This window comes from Congregibacter litoralis KT71, assembly GCF_000153125.2.
Taxonomy (GTDB): Bacteria; Pseudomonadota; Gammaproteobacteria; order Pseudomonadales; family Halieaceae; genus Congregibacter; species Congregibacter litoralis.
Genome location: NZ_CM002299.1, coordinates 107,337 through 124,708, shown reverse-complemented (window position 1 = coordinate 124,708; position 17,372 = coordinate 107,337). Strand labels below are relative to the sequence as shown.

Here is a 17,372-nt window from a genome sequence, read left to right as displayed (position 1 = left end):
GCCCCTACCGCACCAACCGAGAGCGCCATGCCTGAGACAGACGCCAAAAGTTTCTAAATCCTGTATTAACCAGTTTCTCAGTACCCGCTAAATCGCCGCCTTCAAAGCTTCCGCCTTGTCCGTACGCTCCCAGCTGAAGTTCGGCTCTTCGCGGCCAAAGTGTCCGTAGGCCGCGGTCGCGCGGTAGATAGGACGCTTGAGGTCGAGCATGTCGATGAGTCCCTTGGGTCTGAGGTCAAAATGTTCGCGGACCAGCTCGACGATGCGCAGGTCATCGATCTTGCCGGTGCCAAAGCTGTTGACGGAGATAGAAGTTGGTTCCGCTACTCCGATGGCGTAGGAGACCTGGATTTCGCAGCGCTCGGCGAGGCCTGCGGCAACGATGTTCTTGGCGACATAGCGTCCGGCATACGCTGCCGAGCGGTCCACTTTGGAAGGGTCCTTGCCGGAGAAAGCGCCGCCGCCGTGACGGGCCATGCCGCCGTAGGTGTCTACGATGATCTTGCGGCCCGTGAGTCCGCAATCACCCACGGGACCCCCGATGATGAACTGGCCCGTGGGATTGATATGGTATTGCGTGTCGGCGTGGAGCCACTCGGCAGGCAGTACGTCCTTAACGATCATTTCCATCACCGCTTCGCGGATGTCCGCCTGGGAGACTTCGGCGTCGTGCTGCGTGGATAGCACAACGGCATCGACCGCGACGGGCTTGCCATTGTCGTAGCGCAGGGTTACCTGGCTTTTCGCGTCGGGGCGCAGCCAGCTCAGGCTGCCGTCCTTGCGAAGCTGGGCCTGACGCTCTACCAGACGGTGGGAGTAGTAAATCGGCGCGGGCATCAGCACGTCGGTCTCGTTGCTTGCATAGCCGAACATGAGACCCTGGTCGCCAGCGCCCTGTTCTTTTTCTTCGCCCTCATCGACGCCCATGGCGATATCGTGGGACTGTTTGCCGATGGCGTTGAGTACGGCACAGGAAGCGCCATCAAAGCCCACGTCAGAGCTGTTGTAGCCGATGTCCAACACCACGTCGCGAACGATCTCTTCGAGGTCGACATAGGTGCTCGTGGTTACTTCGCCGGCGACCACAACCATGCCGGTTTTCACCATGGTCTCAACGGCGACCCGCGCATCCTTGTCGTCCGTCAGGATATGGTCCAGCACCGCGTCAGAAATCTGATCGGCCATTTTGTCCGGGTGTCCCTCGGACACCGATTCCGAGGTGAAGATGCCGTACTCGCTCATAGTTGTTCCTTATAACAATCTAAGATGTATTTTTTGCTGCACCGAAGAGGCGCAGCTGTAATTTGAATCCGTTTCGTTGCCCCAGATAGCTGCCCGTGAGCTCCTTAAGGCCTGCGGCGGCGGCCCAGTCCCCAAGCAACTCCGGTGCAAAACCCAGCCACAGGTCTCCGCAGTTTTCCCGCGCCCAGCCCTGCTGGTGCTCGCAGAGTTCCGTGATCAGGAGCACGCCGCCCGGCGCGAGCGCGCTGGCTGCTTCCCGCAAGGTGGTGGCGGGGTCCGGTGTGTGATGAAGCACCATGTTGATGACAATCAGGTCGGCGCGCAGTGATGACAGTACCTCGTGGCGGGTGTCGCCGAGGACAAACTCGATGTTGTCCAGAGCCGCCGCCGTGGCTCTTGCGCTGTCGAGCATGGCCGGCGCATTGTCCAGAGCAACGACCCTGTCGAACTGCCCGCAGAGGCGGGGTAGCAGCCAGCCATCGCCGGGGCCCACTTCCAGGGCAGTTTTGCGCCGGGTAACGGGGAGGGCATTGAGGAGACTGTTGACGGCGCTGGCATAGCGCTCCGGCGCAGCGATAAGATCCTGCTGCTCGCGAAAGCGCGACACATTGTTGGTGAAGAAGTCGAGGGAGTTCTGCTCCCGCTGCCGCTGGAGTTCCTCCCGCCGCGCTTCCTCATTCCGGTCCAGCTCGAGGGTGTCCGCGGCAGCCAGTAGCGCCTGCTGCAGCGCTGCGAAGGGCTCGTCGACCCCTAGCTCCTGACGGCGGTAAAAAATATGGTTGCCGTCCCGTTGGCTGCACAGCAGACCAGCAGCACTCATGAGCTTGAGATGGTGGCTTAGAGCAGGCTGACGGACATCCAGAACGGCGCAGAGCTCGGACACATCCATGGCATCGTGGCGCAGTACCCGCAGAATGCGCAGACGCAGGCTATCTGCCGCCGCCTTGCACAGGCTGGCGAGCTGAGTCTGGAGGTCTTCTGTCTCGGCCGGAGACAGGGGATGGGGGGCAGCCGAATTCATAGGGCGCCGAGTGTAGCAGCAACTCAATCTATATCAAGGAATTTTGATATAGATTACTTTCCGTCGCGTTTAATGGTCCGGGTCGGGCTCGAGTGCCAAAAATGCGTGACAGGGGGACCGAGTATTCCTGACTGAAGTCCCATCTTTGTGAAAAGCGCCCATGGATACTCGGTTTACCCCCGGCGTCGCTTGCCGGATAATGCGCGCCCCGCGTCGACTCCTCAGGACTCAGCATGACCCGTCAAACAGACCTCGCGAACGCCATTCGCGCTCTTTCCATGGATGCCGTTCAGCAGGCCAACAGTGGCCACCCCGGTGCGCCTATGGGAATGGCCGATATTGCCGAAGTGCTCTGGAACGGCTTTTTGCGCCACAACCCGCAAAACCCCGACTGGCCCAACCGTGACCGCTTTGTGCTCTCTAACGGCCATGGCTCCATGCTGATTTACTCACTGCTGCATTTGACGGGCTACGATCTGCCCATGGAAGAGCTCAGAAACTTCCGCCAGCTTCACAGCAAGACGCCGGGCCACCCCGAATACGGTTACGCGCCGGGCATTGAAACCACGACCGGCCCTCTGGGTCAGGGCATCAGCAACGCCGTCGGTATGGCGATTGCGGAGAAGGCGCTGGCCGCGCAGTTTAATCGCGGTGACCATGAGGTTATTGATCACTTTACCTACGCGTTTGTGGGAGATGGCTGCCTGATGGAGGGTATATCCCATGAGGTTTGCTCTCTGGCCGGAACTCTGGGGTTGGGTAAGCTCATCGCCTATTACGACGACAACGGCATATCCATTGACGGTGAGGTTGCGGCCTGGTTCAGCGACGATACCCCCAAGCGCTTTGAGGCCTACGGCTGGCAAGTGATTGCCGGCGTTGATGGGCATGATCCCGCGGCGATCAAGGCGGCCACTGAGGCGGCGCGGGCAGACAGTTCCCGTCCGACACTCATCTGTTGTCGCACGGTGATCGGCAAGGGTGCTCCCAATAAAGAAGGCACCGCCGCAACCCATGGTGCACCCCTGGGAGCCGACGAAATCGCAGCAACGCGTAAAGCCATCGGATGGGAGCACGATGCCTTCACAATCCCCGACGATGTCTACGCCGGCTGGGATGCAAAAGCCGCCGGTGAGGCCCATGAAGCCAGCTGGAACGCTGCAATGGACCGCTATCGGGAGGCGCATCCCGAGTTGGCCGCAGAGCTCGAGCGGCGGCTTGCAGGCGAGTTGCCGTCGGATTTTTCCGCCAAAGCCCAGGCCTATATCAACGAATGTCAGGCCGCGGGCGAATCCATCGCGTCCCGCAAGGCCTCGCAAAATGCCATCAATGCCCTGGGACCTCTGCTTCCCGAGTTGATGGGTGGGTCTGCGGATCTTGCGGGTTCCAATTTGACTCTCTGGTCGGGATCTCAAGGCGTAAACGCCGATGACGCCGCGGGCAACTACATTTATTACGGTGTTCGCGAGTTCGGTATGTCCGCCATCATGAACGGTATCGCCCTGCACGGGGGGTTTATTCCCTACGGCGCTACCTTCCTGATCTTCATGGAATATGCCCGCAACGCGGTGCGTATGGCGGCGTTAATGCGTCAACGCTGCATTTTTGTGTACACCCATGACTCCATTGGTCTCGGCGAAGACGGTCCTACGCACCAGCCCGTGGAGCAGTTAACCGCCCTTCGCGCCACGCCGGGGCTACATACCTGGCGCCCCTGTGACGCCGTGGAGTCCGCCGTGTGCTGGAAGGCCGCCGTGGAACGCGCGGACGGTCCCTCGGCCCTGGTCTTTTCCCGTCAGGGTCTGCCCCACCAGGGCCGCAGTGCGGAGCAGGTCGCTGACGTTGCCCGGGGTGGCTATGTACTCCGCGATTGTGACGGCGCGCCGGAAGCGATCCTGATTGCGACGGGTTCCGAAGTGGGCCTGGCTATGAAAGCCGCTGATGCCCTGGCAGATCGCGCTATCCGCGTGGTGTCCATGCCCTGCCCCGAGGTATTTGAGCAGCAGGACGCGGCCTATCGGGAATCGGTGCTGCCCAGCGATTGTCTGGCTCGCGTCGCCGTCGAGGCGGCCCACGTGGACTACTGGCATAAATATGTGGGACTCGATGGTCGCATCGTCGGTATGAGTACCTTTGGTGAGTCCGCCCCGGCGGGCGAGCTGTTTGAACAGTTTGGCTTTACCGTGGATAACGTTTGCGCCGTGGTGACCGAGGTTCTGGAGTCTATTTAGGCCCATGCTGCGGCTTGCCATCAACGGTTACGGGCGTATTGGCCGCACCCTTCTCCGTGCCCTCCAGGAAAGCCCGCACCGTGATGCCATGCAGGTGGTGGCGATCAACGAGTTGGCGGACGCCAATACCGTCGCACACCTCACCCGCTATGACTCCACCCATGGCCGATTCCCGGGCACCGTTGAGTTGCGCGATGATCGCCTGTGTATCAATGGCCAGGCGAAAACACTCCTGCGGGAAGAGAGCGTCAGCAACCTGGACTGGAGCACTATCGGCGTGGATATGCTGCTGGAATGCTCCGGGGCTTTTTCGGACCGTCTGACGGCGGAGGCGCACCTCAGGGCCGGTGCCAGGCGCGTACTGTTTTCCCAGCCGGCGGAGCCCGATGTGGATGCTACGGTGGTTTTTGGCGTCAATCACCACAGCCTTCGCGGCGCCCATAGCGTGGTGTCCGCGGCCTCCTGTACCACCAACGGGATTGTTCCCGTTATTGCGGCCCTCGATGAGGCCTTCGGGATCGAGCACGGCACGATCACCACGATTCACTCGGCGATGAATGACCAGCCGGTGCTGGATGCCTATCACAATACGGATCTCAGAAAGACCCGCGCCGCGGGGCAGTCCATCATTCCCGTGGATACGGGTCTGGCACTGGGCGTGGAGCGCATTCTGCCGGCGCTGGCGGGGCGCTTTACTGCCCAGGCCCTGCGCGTGCCCACCCTCAACGTCTCGGCCATGGATCTTACGATCGTGACAAAGGAAGATGTGAGCGTGGCTGATGTGAATCGCGCTCTTTGCGAGGCCGCAGCGGGCGGCTTTAACGGCGTGCTGGGTTATACGGAGGAGCCCCTGGCCTCCTGCGATTTCAACCGCGATTCTCGTTCCAGTATTATCGATGCCTGCCAAACGCGCGTGAGCGGAAGCCGGCTGGTCAAGGTGCTGACCTGGTTTGACAACGAGTGGGGCTACGCCAACCGGATGCTCGATGTCGCCCGTTACTGGTCCGACCTTCCTCAGGAGAAGTAAGCCTATGAGTCTTAAAGTCCAGCGTATGGAAGCGCTCTCCCTTGATGGCCAGCGGGTGCTGATACGGGAAGATCTCAATGTCCCGGTAAAAGATGGCAAGGTCAGTTCCGATGCGCGCATTCGCGCCGCGGTGCCCACGATTCAAAAAGCCCTGGATGCCGGGGCGCAGGTCATGCTCATGTCGCATCTGGGCAGACCCGTGGAGGGCGACTACGACGAGCAGTTTTCCCTGGGGCCCGTCGCTGAGCATTTGAGCACCCTCCTCGACCTTCCTGTGCGCCTGGTGGCGGACTGGCGCGAGGGCGTCACCGTCAACGCTGGTGAGGTGGTGCTCCTGGAAAACGTCCGCTTTAACGTCGGTGAGAAGAAAAACACCGATGAGCTGGCAAAGGCTTATGCCGCGCTTTGCGATGTGTTCGTGATGGATGCCTTCGGCACCGCCCATCGCGCTCAGGCGTCGACCCATGGCGTCGCGCGATTTGCGGCGCAGGCCTGCGCGGGTCCGCTCCTCGCGGGCGAACTGGAGGCGCTGGAGAAAGCTCTAGCCAGCCCCGCCCGGCCCATGGTCGCCATCGTCGGCGGGTCCAAGGTGTCCACGAAGCTTGAGGTGCTGGACGCGCTCTCGGACAAGGTCGACCAGCTCATTGTCGGTGGCGGTATCGCCAATACCTTTCTCGCCGCGGCGGGGCATCCCGTGGGCAAGTCCCTCTGCGAGCACGATCTTCTGGATGAGGCCCGGCGCATCGGGGCCAAAACGCATATCCCTCTGCCCACAGATGTCGTGACTGCGACGGCCTTCGCCGAGGACGCTGAGCCACGCCGCTGTGCGGTGGATGAGGTGGGTCCCGAGGACATGATTCTCGATATCGGACCCGAGTCTGCCGCGGCAATGGGCGATCTTCTGAAAAACGCCGGCACCATCCTCTGGAACGGCCCCGTGGGAGTTTTTGAATTCGACAGTTTTGCCGGGGGTACGGAGTCCCTGGCCCGCGCAATTGCGGACAGCGTCGCATTTTCCCTGGCTGGCGGTGGCGATACCCTCGCAGCGATTGACAAGTTTGCCATTGCCGATAAGGTCTCTTACATATCCACGGGTGGCGGCGCCTTTCTCGAGTATGTCGAGGGCAAAGTGCTGCCGGCGGTGGCGGTCCTTGAGGAGCGAGCGCTCGAGCAATGAGCCTCCTCGGCCCCCAAGGGCAGCGCCCATCGCCCGACCCCATCGTTTTGATTATTCAGGGAGAGCACACATGGCTTTGATCAGCCTGCGCCAACTGCTGGACCATGCAGCAGAACATGATTACGGAGTTCCTGCCTTTAACGTCAACAATCTGGAGCAGACCCGGGCAATCATGGAAGCGGCGGATGCAACGGATTCGCCGGTCATCATGCAGGCCAGCGCCGGCGCCCGGAAATACGCCGGCGCGCCCTTTCTGCGGGCCCTCATGGAAGCGGCCATGCGCGAGTTTCCCCATATTCCCGTGGTAGTGCATCAGGATCACGGCATGTCGCCCGCGATCTGCCAGCGCTCCATTGCCCTGGGCTTTAGTTCCGTGATGATGGACGGCTCTCTGGGAGAGGACGGTAAAACGCCCATGGACTATGACTACAACGTCGACGTGACCCGCACCGCGGTGGCCATGGCTCACGCCTGTGGCGTATCCGTTGAGGGCGAGCTCGGTTGCCTGGGGTCCCTGGAGACCGGTGAAGCCGGCGAAGAAGACGGCTCCGGCGCAGCGGGCAAACTTACCCACGATCAATTGCTGACCGACCCTGAGGAGGCTGCGGCCTTTGTAAAAGCCACGGAAGTGGACGCGCTGGCCATCGCCTGTGGTACCAGTCACGGGGCCTACAAGTTCACCAGGCCTCCCACGGGGGACATTCTCGCCATTGATCGCATCAAGGAAATCAATGCGCGGATACCCGGGACCCATCTTGTGATGCACGGTTCCTCATCGGTGCCGCAGGACTGGCTGGAAATCATCAACGAATACGGTGGTGAAATTCCCGAGACCTACGGCGTACCTGTGGAGCAAATTCAGGAAGGGATCCGCCACGGCGTGCGAAAGGTCAACATCGATACGGATCTGCGTCTCGCGTCCACGGGCGCGGTGCGGCGTTTTCTCGCCCACAATCCCGCGGAATTCGACCCCCGTAAGTACCTAAAAGAAACCCAGGTTGCCATGCGCGATATTTGCATTGCGCGCTATGAGGCTTTCGGAACCGCGGGAAATGCCAGCAAAATCAAGGTCTTGTCCCTCGATACCATGCAGGAGCGCTATGACGCCGGGGAGCTGGTGCCGGAAATCCGCTAGCTATCCGGCCAGGGGGCAGCTGTTATTCGCCCACGAGGTGCAGTGAGGTGGAAACACCTTCAAAAAACATCTGCACGGCGATAATCACCAGAATCATCCCCATGAGGCGCTCCATGGCCATGAGTCCGCGGTTTCCCAGGGCTTTTAACAGGAGCGGCGACGTCATCAGAATGCAGGCGGATACCGCCCAGGCGCCCACGAGAGCGATGGTCCACTCCGTCATGCGCGTGGGGTCGGTGTTGACCATGAGCATGGCAATGGCCAGGGATGACGGGCCCGCAACCGCCGGAATCGCCAGGGGCACAATAAAAGGTTCGCCATCCGGGGTATCGCCCAGAAGTCCGTAGGGCGACGGGAAAATCATGCGGATCGCGATGAGGAACAAAATGATCGCACCGCCGACGCTGATGGATTCCTGTCGCAGCCCCATGGCCTCCAAAGCAGCGCTGCCGCCGTAGAGAAACAGCAGTAATACGGCGAGGGCGATGAGTAGCTCGCGAAAAATAACCCAATAGCGTCGCTTTCCCTCCACGTCCTTGAGTACCGAGAGGAATATCGGCACGTTACCCAGGGGATCCATAACGAGGACCAGGGTGATAAAGGCGCTGAGAAGGGTGTCCACGCGTTATTCCTTGCGGTTGTTCTTAAAAGTGGGTCGGCGAGGACCTCGAATGGTAGAGACCGACGTGCGGGGATCAGTATAGAGCCCGCGCTGACGCGGTGAATAGTCGCCAGCGTATAGTCGGGTGTGCAGATTCATTTGCTAGACTTCCTCTATTCACCGTTAGCTAACAGGTTTCTTTATGTCTGCCCTTACCAACAGCATCAACCGCGTCTTTTTGGGTGCACTTCTTATAGCCGGCGGGTCCGGCACCCTCGCCGCCGAAGACGACTTTCCCGGTTTTAAAAAACTGATGACCGTGGAAGAGTTCGAAAACACAGGTCTCGACAAGCTCTCGGGTAAGGAGCTGGATGCCCTCACGGAGTGGCTGATCCAGTACACCGCAGGAGACGCGCAGGTGCTCCAGGCGACCAGTGAGGTGCGCGAGGCAAAAAAGAACTACGAGGTAAGAAGTCGTATTGTGGGTGATTTCTCGGGCTGGACCGGGAAAACCATTTTCCGCCTGGAGAACGGCCAGGTCTGGAAGCAGCGACTGTCCGGTCGTTATCCCTACCGCGGTCCTGCCAACCCCGAGGTCATTATCAACAAGAACTGGGCGGGCTTTTTCAAGATGACCCTGGTCGATGTCGACAAGAGCATTGGTGTCACGCAGGTCGTCGACTGAAGCTCTATGCTTCCTTATAGGCTTCGAGACAAGCGTCGAGAAGCACGGGTTTACCTTCAGCGTACCGTTTTATACCTCTCATGGGGCATGAATTGTCTACGCTAAGTCCATGAAACTTGCCTGCTCTTTGACCCATTCGTGTGAATTTTTCACAATCAACACTGTTTGAGAATGTGTAATATCAGGCGCAGTTGGTAAAACCCTGCCTTCAGTCGTATGGGCAAGGCCAACATCTCACTTCACAGGGGAATTAAATATGTTGCATAAAAAACCGCTAACGATGGCGGTCAGTGCCGCCGTCGGCGCAGCGTTCGCGATGGGAATGGCTCCGGTCAACGCCCAGGATGAGCAGCTGGTAGAAGAAGTTGTCGTAACCGGTTCGCGTATTCAGCGTGCCAACCTCGTCTCTTCAAGCCCAGTTACTCAGCTCGATGCGGAACAGCTTCGCTTCACCGGCCTGACTCGTGTCGAGGATGCCCTCGCCGCTATTCCAGCTATCTCTCTCGATCAGTCGTCTGGTCAGGCTATTGAAGCCGTGGGTACTGCTACCCTCCAGCTTCGTAACCTCGGTTCCCAGCGTACGCTGGTACTGATGAATGGACGTCGTTTGCCTGCTGGTTCACCTAACAGCGCGTCTAACGCTGCGGACATCAACCTGATCCCAGGTCAGTTGATTGAGCGCGTCGAAGTACTGACCGGTGGTGCATCATCCACCTACGGCGCCGACGCTGTAGCGGGTGTTGTTAACTTCATCATGATTGATGATTTCGAAGGTATTAAGCTTGACGTTCAGGCCGGTCAATTCCGCGCTGACAACGACGGCGGTCTGGTAGCCGGTGCTGCCGAGCGTGCGGGCCAGCCCTTCGCGACGGGCACTGCTACAGACGGTGACCAGTACGACATGACCATGATCATGGGTGGCAACTTCGACAACGGTCGTGGTAACGCTACTGCCTTCCTGACCTATCGTGATATCGAAGGTGTTACACAGGCGGCTCGTGACACTTCTGCCTGTCCTGTACGAAGCAGCGGCGAGTGTCTGGGTTCCGGTACCAACCAGTCCGGCTCCTGGATCATCGGTGGCACCAACTACCGCACCGAAGGAAACGAGTTCCTGGAAGGTCGTGGCCCCGGCTTTAACTTTGCCGCGCCGTCTTTCTTCCAGCGTCCTGATCGTCGTACCACCATGGGCACCTTTGCTCACTACGACATCAACGAGAACGTAGAGGCGTACACCGAGCTGATGTTCATGGACACCAAGTCCGACACGCAGTTTGGTCCCTCCGGTGTGTTCTTCCGAACGTTTGATGACCTGAACTGTGACAACCCGCTTCTGTCCGCACAGCAGTTGGGTGTTGCCGGATGTACATCACCTGATGATCGATTCAGCGCAACTCTCGGTCGTCGTAACGTAGAGGGTGGCCCACGTAAGGGTGCTCTGCGTCACACGACTTACCGCGGTGTGTTCGGTCTTCGTGGCGACATCAACGACTCCTGGCGTTACGACGTGTCGTATCAGTACGCTGAAGTGAACATGACCAACCGTAACACCAACTATGTTGACCTGATCCGTGTTGAAGAAGCACTGAACGCGGTTGTCAATGATGATGGCACCATCGGCTGTGAGTCTGGCAACAGCGAGTGTGTTCCCTACAATGTCTATCAGACAGGTGGCGTTACTGACGAGGCGACTGCTTACTTCTCTCAGGTAGTTTATGAGAACGGCCGCACCACTCAGGAAGTTCTGATGGGTTATGTCCAGGGCAGCCTCGGTGACTACGGTATTGCTTCTCCCTTCGCGGAAAGCGGTATTGAGATTGTTGCCGGTGCGGAATACCGCGAAGAGAGCCTGACCTATGGTTTGTCTGACAACGCTGCTCGTGGCGATGCCGGCGGATTCGGTGTACCTGTTCCCGTTGACGGTCGTTACGACGTAAACGAGATCTACTTCGAGGCCAGCGTTCCTGTCATCGAAGATGCGCCGCTTGTGCAGGCTTTGGTGCTGGATCTTGGTTTCCGCTACTCTGACTACAGCACGGGTAACACGACTGATACCTACAAGATTGCTGCCAGCTGGGATATCAACGACGACATCAAGGTTCGCGGTAGCTACCAGCGCGCCGTTCGTGCGCCGAACATTGTTGATCTGTTTGAGCCGGATAGTGCAGGTCTGTTCGCTATGGACCGTGACCCCTGTAATAAGGCCAACCCGGGCGACAACCTCAGCCTGAGCGGCTACACCTTTGAGCAGTGTGCTCGTTCCGGTGTATCTCGCGCAATCTGGGATCAAGGTGGTCCGGAAGATAGCCCTGCGGCGCAGTACAACTCTACCGGCGGTGGTTCTACGGAACTCGAGCCCGAAGAGGCTGATACTTACACCCTGGGTGCAATCTGGCAGCCTAGCTTCATCGAAGGCCTTCAGCTGAGCGTTGACTACTACGAAATCGAAATCACTGGCGCCATCCAGGGTATTCAGGAAGAGACGACTCTCCTCCAGTGTATCGAGACGGGTGATGCAGCGTTCTGTGACCAGGTTAATCGTGGTCAGCTCGACACCTTGTGGCTGGGTCAGGCAAGTCCGACTAACGGCATTAACGCCGCCAGCACCAACATCGGTTTCTTGCTGGTTGAAGGTGTCGACGTTGAGATCAACTACAACTTCGATATCGGCGACATGGGTACCGTTAACATCGCCAACATCGCGGGCTTTGTACTGGCCTACGATCAGGAAGAATATCCTGGTGCGGGCGTGGTTGGCTGTGAAGGCACCTACGGTGGTGCATGTCAGATCCCAACTCCCGATCTGAAGAATCGTTTCCAGGCTACCTGGGCGACTCCTTGGAACGTGAATGCGAACATTATCTGGCGTCATGTCGCTGGATCTACGCAGGAGTTCACCGACGTGCCTAACGATATCGACGATTTCAACTACTTCGATATCTCAGCAACCTGGGCTGTTACCGACACCGCGACTCTGCGCTTCGGTATCAACAACGTGCTGGACGAAGATCCTCCCTTCGTATACCAGGGTGTAACCGCTCGTGAGAACGGTAACACTTACCCCGGTATCTACGATCCCCTGGGCCAGTACTGGTTCCTGGGTGGTACGATCCAGTTCTGATCCCTTGGCGGGGTATATCCCCGCCTTGCAGAACCCAAGGGCCGACATTGTCGGCCCTTTTTTTTGCCTGAACGTTGGCCAACCTTTGACGTCAGGCTGGTCAGCTCAGTAGCCGCGATTTACTGCACTCGCTAAGTTGGGTGACGCTCGCTTCGCAAACCACGTCCACTGAGCTGACCGCAGTTGGCAAGGTCCGTGCGTAAGCCAGCGAGCGGCAATTTACGTAACGAGCGTCCCCCCCCACTAGCGAGAGAAGTAAGCCAACGAGGGGCAAGTTACGCAATGAGCGTCCCCCCAATCCAGCGAATGGAGTAAGTTGGCCTTCGTTGGCGACTATTACCATGGGTTTGGCTTTAAAATAGTCCGCTAGGACGCGCACAAATCCGCGAATCAGGCGCGACTTGCTACTCTCGCTTTGGCGGGTGACGCTCGCTCCGCAAGTCACGCCTTCTTCGCTGGCGTCGCGATGACCCATTAATGATCGAAAGGACCCTACAGCCCCTGTGAACCCGAATTACCGTCAGGCATTGCAACAGGCCCACCAGATGCTGCGAGCTGGCAAAGGGGCAGACTGTGCGAGGTTATGCCAGCAGCTCCTCCAGCAGATGCCCGGAGAGGCCAATGCCCTGCAGCTTCTGGCCCTGGGGCAGCAGCAGTCTGGTGATCTTGTGGGAGCCGACGGGAGTTTTCGGGCGGCGATTGCGGCATCCCCGGGACAGCCGCAGGCTATGTTGGCTTACGCAACATTTTTGCGGAACCAGGGACGTTTTGCCGAGGCTCAGGATCAGCTTCAACAGGCCCTGGCCGGCGCGCCAAATTCGCCGGAAGTCTGGCAGGCGCTGGCACGACTGCATTACCAGCAGGAGTCCTGGCAAGAGGCTCAGCGTTGCATCACCAAGGCAACGGAGCTTGCCCCCCAGGCGCCGCCTCTTTGGGAGCTTGCGGCGGCGATTGCCCAGAAGCAGGGCGACGTGGCGCAGGCCCTGGCGCTCTGCCGGCAGGGCATCGGGCACAACCCCAAGGCGTCCCGGCTTCATTACTCCCTCGCGCAGCTCCTGCGTCAGGAGTGTGACTTTGTGGAAGCTGCCGCGGCCTATGAGCAGGCGCTCAAGCTGGGCTTTGATCAACCGGATCTCTATCGCAACAGGGCTGAGGCATTGCTCGATGCCGGCGACATAGAGGCGGCCCTGGCCTGTGCCAATACGGGGGTGGAGCGCTTTCCGGGGCATCCCTTGCTCCAGCGCACCGCCGCGCAATTGAGTTTCAGTTCCGGTGCACAGCGCGATCATCTGGAGAAGCTGCGCGCGGCGGTGAAGCGGGAGCCTCGCAACCCGGCCCTGTGGCAGACCCTCGTGCAGCTCATGAAGCGTTTGGGCGAGGAGTCCAGGGTGGAAGAAACCCTCCGGGACGCCCAGCGTCTGGGCTGTCCCGAGACGCCCAGTCTGCAGGTGTTGGGCGCCCTGGATATGGCTCAGCGGGGCGAAAAGAGTGAGGCTCTGAACCGCTTGGAACAGATCAGCCTCGCCAATCCCGATGACAGCTATGTCCAACACTATTACGCAATGCAGCTACTGCGCTGCAAGGAAGCGGAACGCGCCGAGAGCCTGTGCGCACAGTGGTTGCTCAAAGCGCCCTTTGATCAGACTTTGCTGGCCTATCGTGGCACGGCCCTGCAGCTTCTGGGTGACCCCCGGGAAGACTGGCTCCTGGATTACCAACGCATGGTGGTGCCCGTAGAGGTGCCTGCGCCGCCGGAGTATGCGACGCGGGAGGCTTATTTTGCCGAGCTCACCCGAGTCCTTGAGGGATTGCATCACAGCAACGCCCAGCCTATCGAGCAAAGTGTTCGCGGCGGCACCCAGACCAACGGTTTTTTGTTCCGACTCAAGGAGTCTCTCCTCCGCGGTTTGGAGACCCAGTTGCAGCTCGCTATTGCCAGTGCGCTGCAAACCATGCCCACCGATGAAGATCACCCCTTCTGGTGTCGCAATACCCGCCCTCAGCGAGCCCGGGACCTACGTATGGCAGGTGCCTGGTCTGTGCGTCTCCGGGATCAGGGCTACCATGCCAACCATATTCATCCCGAAGGCTGGGTGAGTTCGGCGCTGTATATTTCTCTACCCGATGAGGTGCAGCAGGGTGAGGGCACCGAGGGGCATATTCAATTTGGCACACCCATGATCGAGCTGGGACTGGATCTTGCTCCCCGTCGCGTCGTCAAACCCGTGGTCGGCACCCTGGTGCTATTCCCATCCTATATGTGGCACGGCACCCTGCCTTTTCATTCCCATCAGCCGCGTATAACCGTGGCCTTCGATTTACTCCCCGGAGCCTGATGGGCTCCTTACCTGAGGATTGACATGAACACCACTTCCCAAAGCGAGGCGAGCTTGCAGGATCTGCTCAACGAAGGTTCGCAGTTTATCGAGGCTCGACAACTGGAAGACGCCGATGCTGTGGCCCAGGAGCTTTTGCGTCGCTTTCCTGAGCAGCTTGAAGTGCGTTATCTGGCGTCGGATGTTGAAAGTTTGCGGGGAGATGCAATCGCAGCTTTACGTCATCTTGATGCCCTCCCCGAGGACCTTGCCGATAGTCCGCGCATTTTGTTGCGCAAAGCGCAGCTCTGTCTCTTTGCGGGTCAGTCCCAGCGGGCTTTGAACTGTGCCCGGGCGGTGGATTTACTCGAAGCAAAGGAGCCGGAGCTGGCGGCCTTGTCCCAAACCTTTACGGAGCTTGGTCAGCTTAAGGAGGCGCGAAACTGTCTCCTCATCGCCCGGGACAAGAACCCTGATAGTCAGCAGTTACTGTATTTGCTCGCCGTTTCCGAGGCGCAGCTGGATTTAACGGACGAGTCCGAAAAGCATCTGGCGCAAGTCCTTGAGAAATCGCCAACGGATCCCGGAGCGCTACATTTGCGTTCGCAGTTGCGACGCTGGTCCGAAAACAACAATCACATTCAAGCCCTTCGAAATATTATTCGCAAATCCACGGAGCCACTCCTCACGGCCATTGCCTGCTACGCCATGGCTAAGGAGTTTGAGGACCTTGGTGATTACAAAGAGTCGTTTGCGGCCTATGACGCTGGCGCACAAACCTATCGCAAGCTGGTGAACTACGATGAGGCGGTGGAGTTGGGTGCACAGGAAGATATCCGCGATACCTTTGACGCATCGCGGCTTGCATCGTTGACGCGGGGTGCAGAAGAACCCGGACCGATTTTTGTCCTGGGCATGCCCCGCACGGGCTTACGCCTGGTCGAGCGTGTCCTCGCAAAGCACAGTGCGATCACGCCAGGGGGGGAGTTGGGGCATTTTCGGCGATTCCTCGGTGTCCTCGCCAAGGATGCGGCGCCCGCGGAGGTTTCGGACGCCGAGGCGACCCTGGCCGTCGATTTTGCCGAGCTGGGCCGGCGCTACAGCATGGCGGCCCGGGAACGCGTTGGTGATGGCCCGCGCTTTGTGGACTGCACATCCTTCAACTTTCTGTACTGCGGGCATATTCTCACCGCCCTGCCCGGCGCAAAAATCATTCATATGCATCGCGACCCCCTGGATACGCTTTACTCGGCGTACAAAACCCTGGTGTTTGGTGCACACAGTTATTCCTACAATCTTGATGAGCTGGTGAATTACTACCTCAGCTATCGGGCGCAGATGGAGCATTGGCACAGTCTGTTTCCCGGGAGCATTCTCGATGTGCGCTATGAGGAGCTGGTCACCGACAGCGAGGGATCGACGCGGCGCATGCTGGACTTTTGCGATCTGGCGTTTGAAGAGGGAATGCTCGATCCGGATGTGGCGTCCATAAACACCCTGTTGAGTGCTTCAAAAGTCCTGCCGCCCCTTCATCGCGACTCCCTGGGTGTGGCGGCGCGTGGCGGTGCCCGTTTTGATGATCTCCGTCAGCGATTGAAGAGCGCGGGAGGAGAGGTAAGCGACTAGCCGCCGCTTCTATTGCTATCCCCCGGCGCCCACCAGCCAGTCACGATGGGCACCGAGCAGCGCAGAAATCATGCTGCGCTCTGCGGCGCTCAGGAGCGGGTTCCAGATATCAAAGATCATGATGACCCGGGTCTCATCGGCGTCGTTCCAGGCTTCGTGCTCGATGGTGTCATCAAAGGCCCAGGCTTCGCCGATGCGCCATTCCCGTGTTTCATTTCCCACACGAAAGCCCGCAGGCCCGGGTAGTACCAGAGGCAGGTGCACCAGCAGACGGGTGTTGGTGGAACCCGTATGGGGCGGTATCTTCGTGTGCGGGGCGAGTGCCGAAAACAGCGCCGTCGGTGCAAAATCCGGCTGATCGGCGAGGGGGAGTTGTTCGAGCACGGCGGTGGTTTCCGGGCATCGGGCCATGGCTTCTTTCTGGGGCTGGCCGTCCTTCCATAGCCACAGCGAGCTCCAGTTGTCCGAGTGGTTCAGCGGCTTGAACTGATTTTCCGGCGTGCCCGGTGCGTACTGCACATAGGGCTTGAACCCGGGCAAGCCCTCTTCCATCAGTGCTTTGAGCTCACCCTGAATGGTCTGGGTGGCGGCCTCGAGAGTCTCAAACCAGGGAAAGTAACTGCGATCAAAAAACGGTATCGCGGGAAGGCGGGGGTAATGCACCTGCACGGGCTCTGCGTTGTACACCCGCTTTACGCCGGCCACCACATCCATACATTCTTCAAAGCGTGCCAGGGGCTCGCCTCGATGCTCCTGCATCAAGGGGCCCAGGGTATCGCGAAAATGTGCGGCCATCGCCGCGGCCTGCTCATTGACCACCGTTTGGGCGCGGGCAAGGGGCGGACGGAGGGAGTCGTGCAGTTCCGCGTCGCCCGGGGCGATACGCAATACGTCCTTATAGACCTCGGCTGCGGTTCTTAAATCACCCATCTGCTCAAGAATCGCGCCCTTGGACAGCATGGGCATAAACGCATAGGGGTCAATGGCCAGCGCGGCGTTCAGGGCTTTGATGGCGGAAGCGAGCTGCCCCAGATTGCGATGGGCAATAGCGACATTCATGTGGAAGTCCACGTGACCGCCCAGCTGAGGTGCCAGGCTTTGCAGGTACGCCAGGGCACCGCGGGCATCGCCCTGCCGCAGCAGTGTCTGGGACTCAACGATGACTTGTTTCAGCTCAGGACTCGCCGCCAT

12 protein-coding genes are annotated in these 17,372 nt (G+C 59.3%); 8 read left to right on the top strand and 4 right to left on the bottom strand.

Annotated features, from left to right (window positions below; translation table 11 throughout):
- Nucleotides 1-87 precede the first annotated feature (87 nt).
- Together metK and KT71_RS00560 are read right to left on the bottom strand one after the other, a co-directional pair.
- Nucleotides 88-1,242, bottom strand: coding sequence for a methionine adenosyltransferase (gene metK, locus KT71_RS00565; protein WP_008293467.1), 1,155 nt, complete (start codon nt 1,240-1,242; stop codon nt 88-90).
- Between the two features lie 19 nt (nt 1,243-1,261).
- A complete protein-coding gene (locus KT71_RS00560; RefSeq protein WP_008293468.1) occupies nt 1,262-2,263 on the bottom strand; it encodes an ArsR/SmtB family transcription factor in 1,002 nt (333 codons plus the stop codon).
- A gap of 233 nt (nt 2,264-2,496) precedes the next feature.
- Here KT71_RS00560 and tkt point away from each other — a divergent pair, with 233 nt between their 5' ends.
- From tkt to fba, 4 genes are all read left to right on the top strand, one after another.
- Nucleotides 2,497-4,494, top strand: a complete 1,998-nt coding sequence (gene tkt / locus KT71_RS00555; RefSeq protein ID WP_008293469.1) for a transketolase — start codon at nt 2,497-2,499, stop codon at nt 4,492-4,494.
- A gap of 4 nt (nt 4,495-4,498) precedes the next feature.
- Nucleotides 4,499-5,521 carry a type I glyceraldehyde-3-phosphate dehydrogenase gene (gene gap, locus KT71_RS00550; RefSeq protein ID WP_008293470.1) on the top strand — a complete coding sequence of 341 codons (1,023 nt, stop codon included), beginning with the start codon at nt 4,499-4,501 and terminating at the stop codon, nt 5,519-5,521.
- Between the two features lie 4 nt (nt 5,522-5,525).
- The gene (locus tag KT71_RS00545; RefSeq protein ID WP_023660484.1) at nt 5,526-6,698 is read left to right on the top strand and encodes a phosphoglycerate kinase; all 1,173 of its coding nucleotides are present in this window, start codon (nt 5,526-5,528) and stop codon (nt 6,696-6,698) included.
- A 70-nt stretch (nt 6,699-6,768) separates the two neighbouring features.
- Nucleotides 6,769-7,833 (top strand): class II fructose-bisphosphate aldolase, encoded by a 1,065-nt coding sequence (gene fba, locus KT71_RS00540; RefSeq protein WP_008293473.1) that lies wholly within the window; start codon nt 6,769-6,771, stop codon nt 7,831-7,833.
- A 22-nt stretch (nt 7,834-7,855) separates the two neighbouring features.
- Here the strand turns inward: fba and KT71_RS00535 are convergent, their stop codons facing one another.
- Nucleotides 7,856-8,455, bottom strand: coding sequence for a YhgN family NAAT transporter (locus KT71_RS00535; protein WP_008293474.1), 600 nt, complete (start codon nt 8,453-8,455; stop codon nt 7,856-7,858).
- 181 nt (nt 8,456-8,636) lie between these two features.
- Between KT71_RS00535 and KT71_RS00530 the strand changes: the two genes are divergently transcribed.
- The 4 genes from KT71_RS00530 (at nt 8,637) to KT71_RS00515 (ending at nt 16,181) form a co-directional block, all read left to right on the top strand.
- Nucleotides 8,637-9,119: a hypothetical protein gene (locus KT71_RS00530; RefSeq protein ID WP_008293475.1), complete on the top strand. Its 483-nt coding sequence runs from the start codon at nt 8,637-8,639 to the stop codon at nt 9,117-9,119.
- Nucleotides 9,120-9,375: 256 nt separating this feature from the next.
- The gene (locus KT71_RS00525; protein WP_023660483.1) at nt 9,376-12,240 is read left to right on the top strand and encodes a TonB-dependent receptor domain-containing protein; all 2,865 of its coding nucleotides are present in this window, start codon (nt 9,376-9,378) and stop codon (nt 12,238-12,240) included.
- Between the two features lie 503 nt (nt 12,241-12,743).
- Nucleotides 12,744-14,576, top strand: coding sequence for a tetratricopeptide repeat protein (locus KT71_RS00520; RefSeq protein WP_023660481.1), 1,833 nt, complete (start codon nt 12,744-12,746; stop codon nt 14,574-14,576).
- Between the two features lie 24 nt (nt 14,577-14,600).
- Nucleotides 14,601-16,181 (top strand): tetratricopeptide repeat-containing sulfotransferase family protein, encoded by a 1,581-nt coding sequence (locus KT71_RS00515; RefSeq protein WP_008293478.1) that lies wholly within the window; start codon nt 14,601-14,603, stop codon nt 16,179-16,181.
- A gap of 15 nt (nt 16,182-16,196) precedes the next feature.
- On the opposite strand, the gene KT71_RS00510 is transcribed toward KT71_RS00515, so the two are convergent.
- Nucleotides 16,197-17,372, bottom strand: a complete 1,176-nt coding sequence (locus KT71_RS00510; protein WP_008293479.1) for an aspartyl/asparaginyl beta-hydroxylase domain-containing protein — start codon at nt 17,370-17,372, stop codon at nt 16,197-16,199.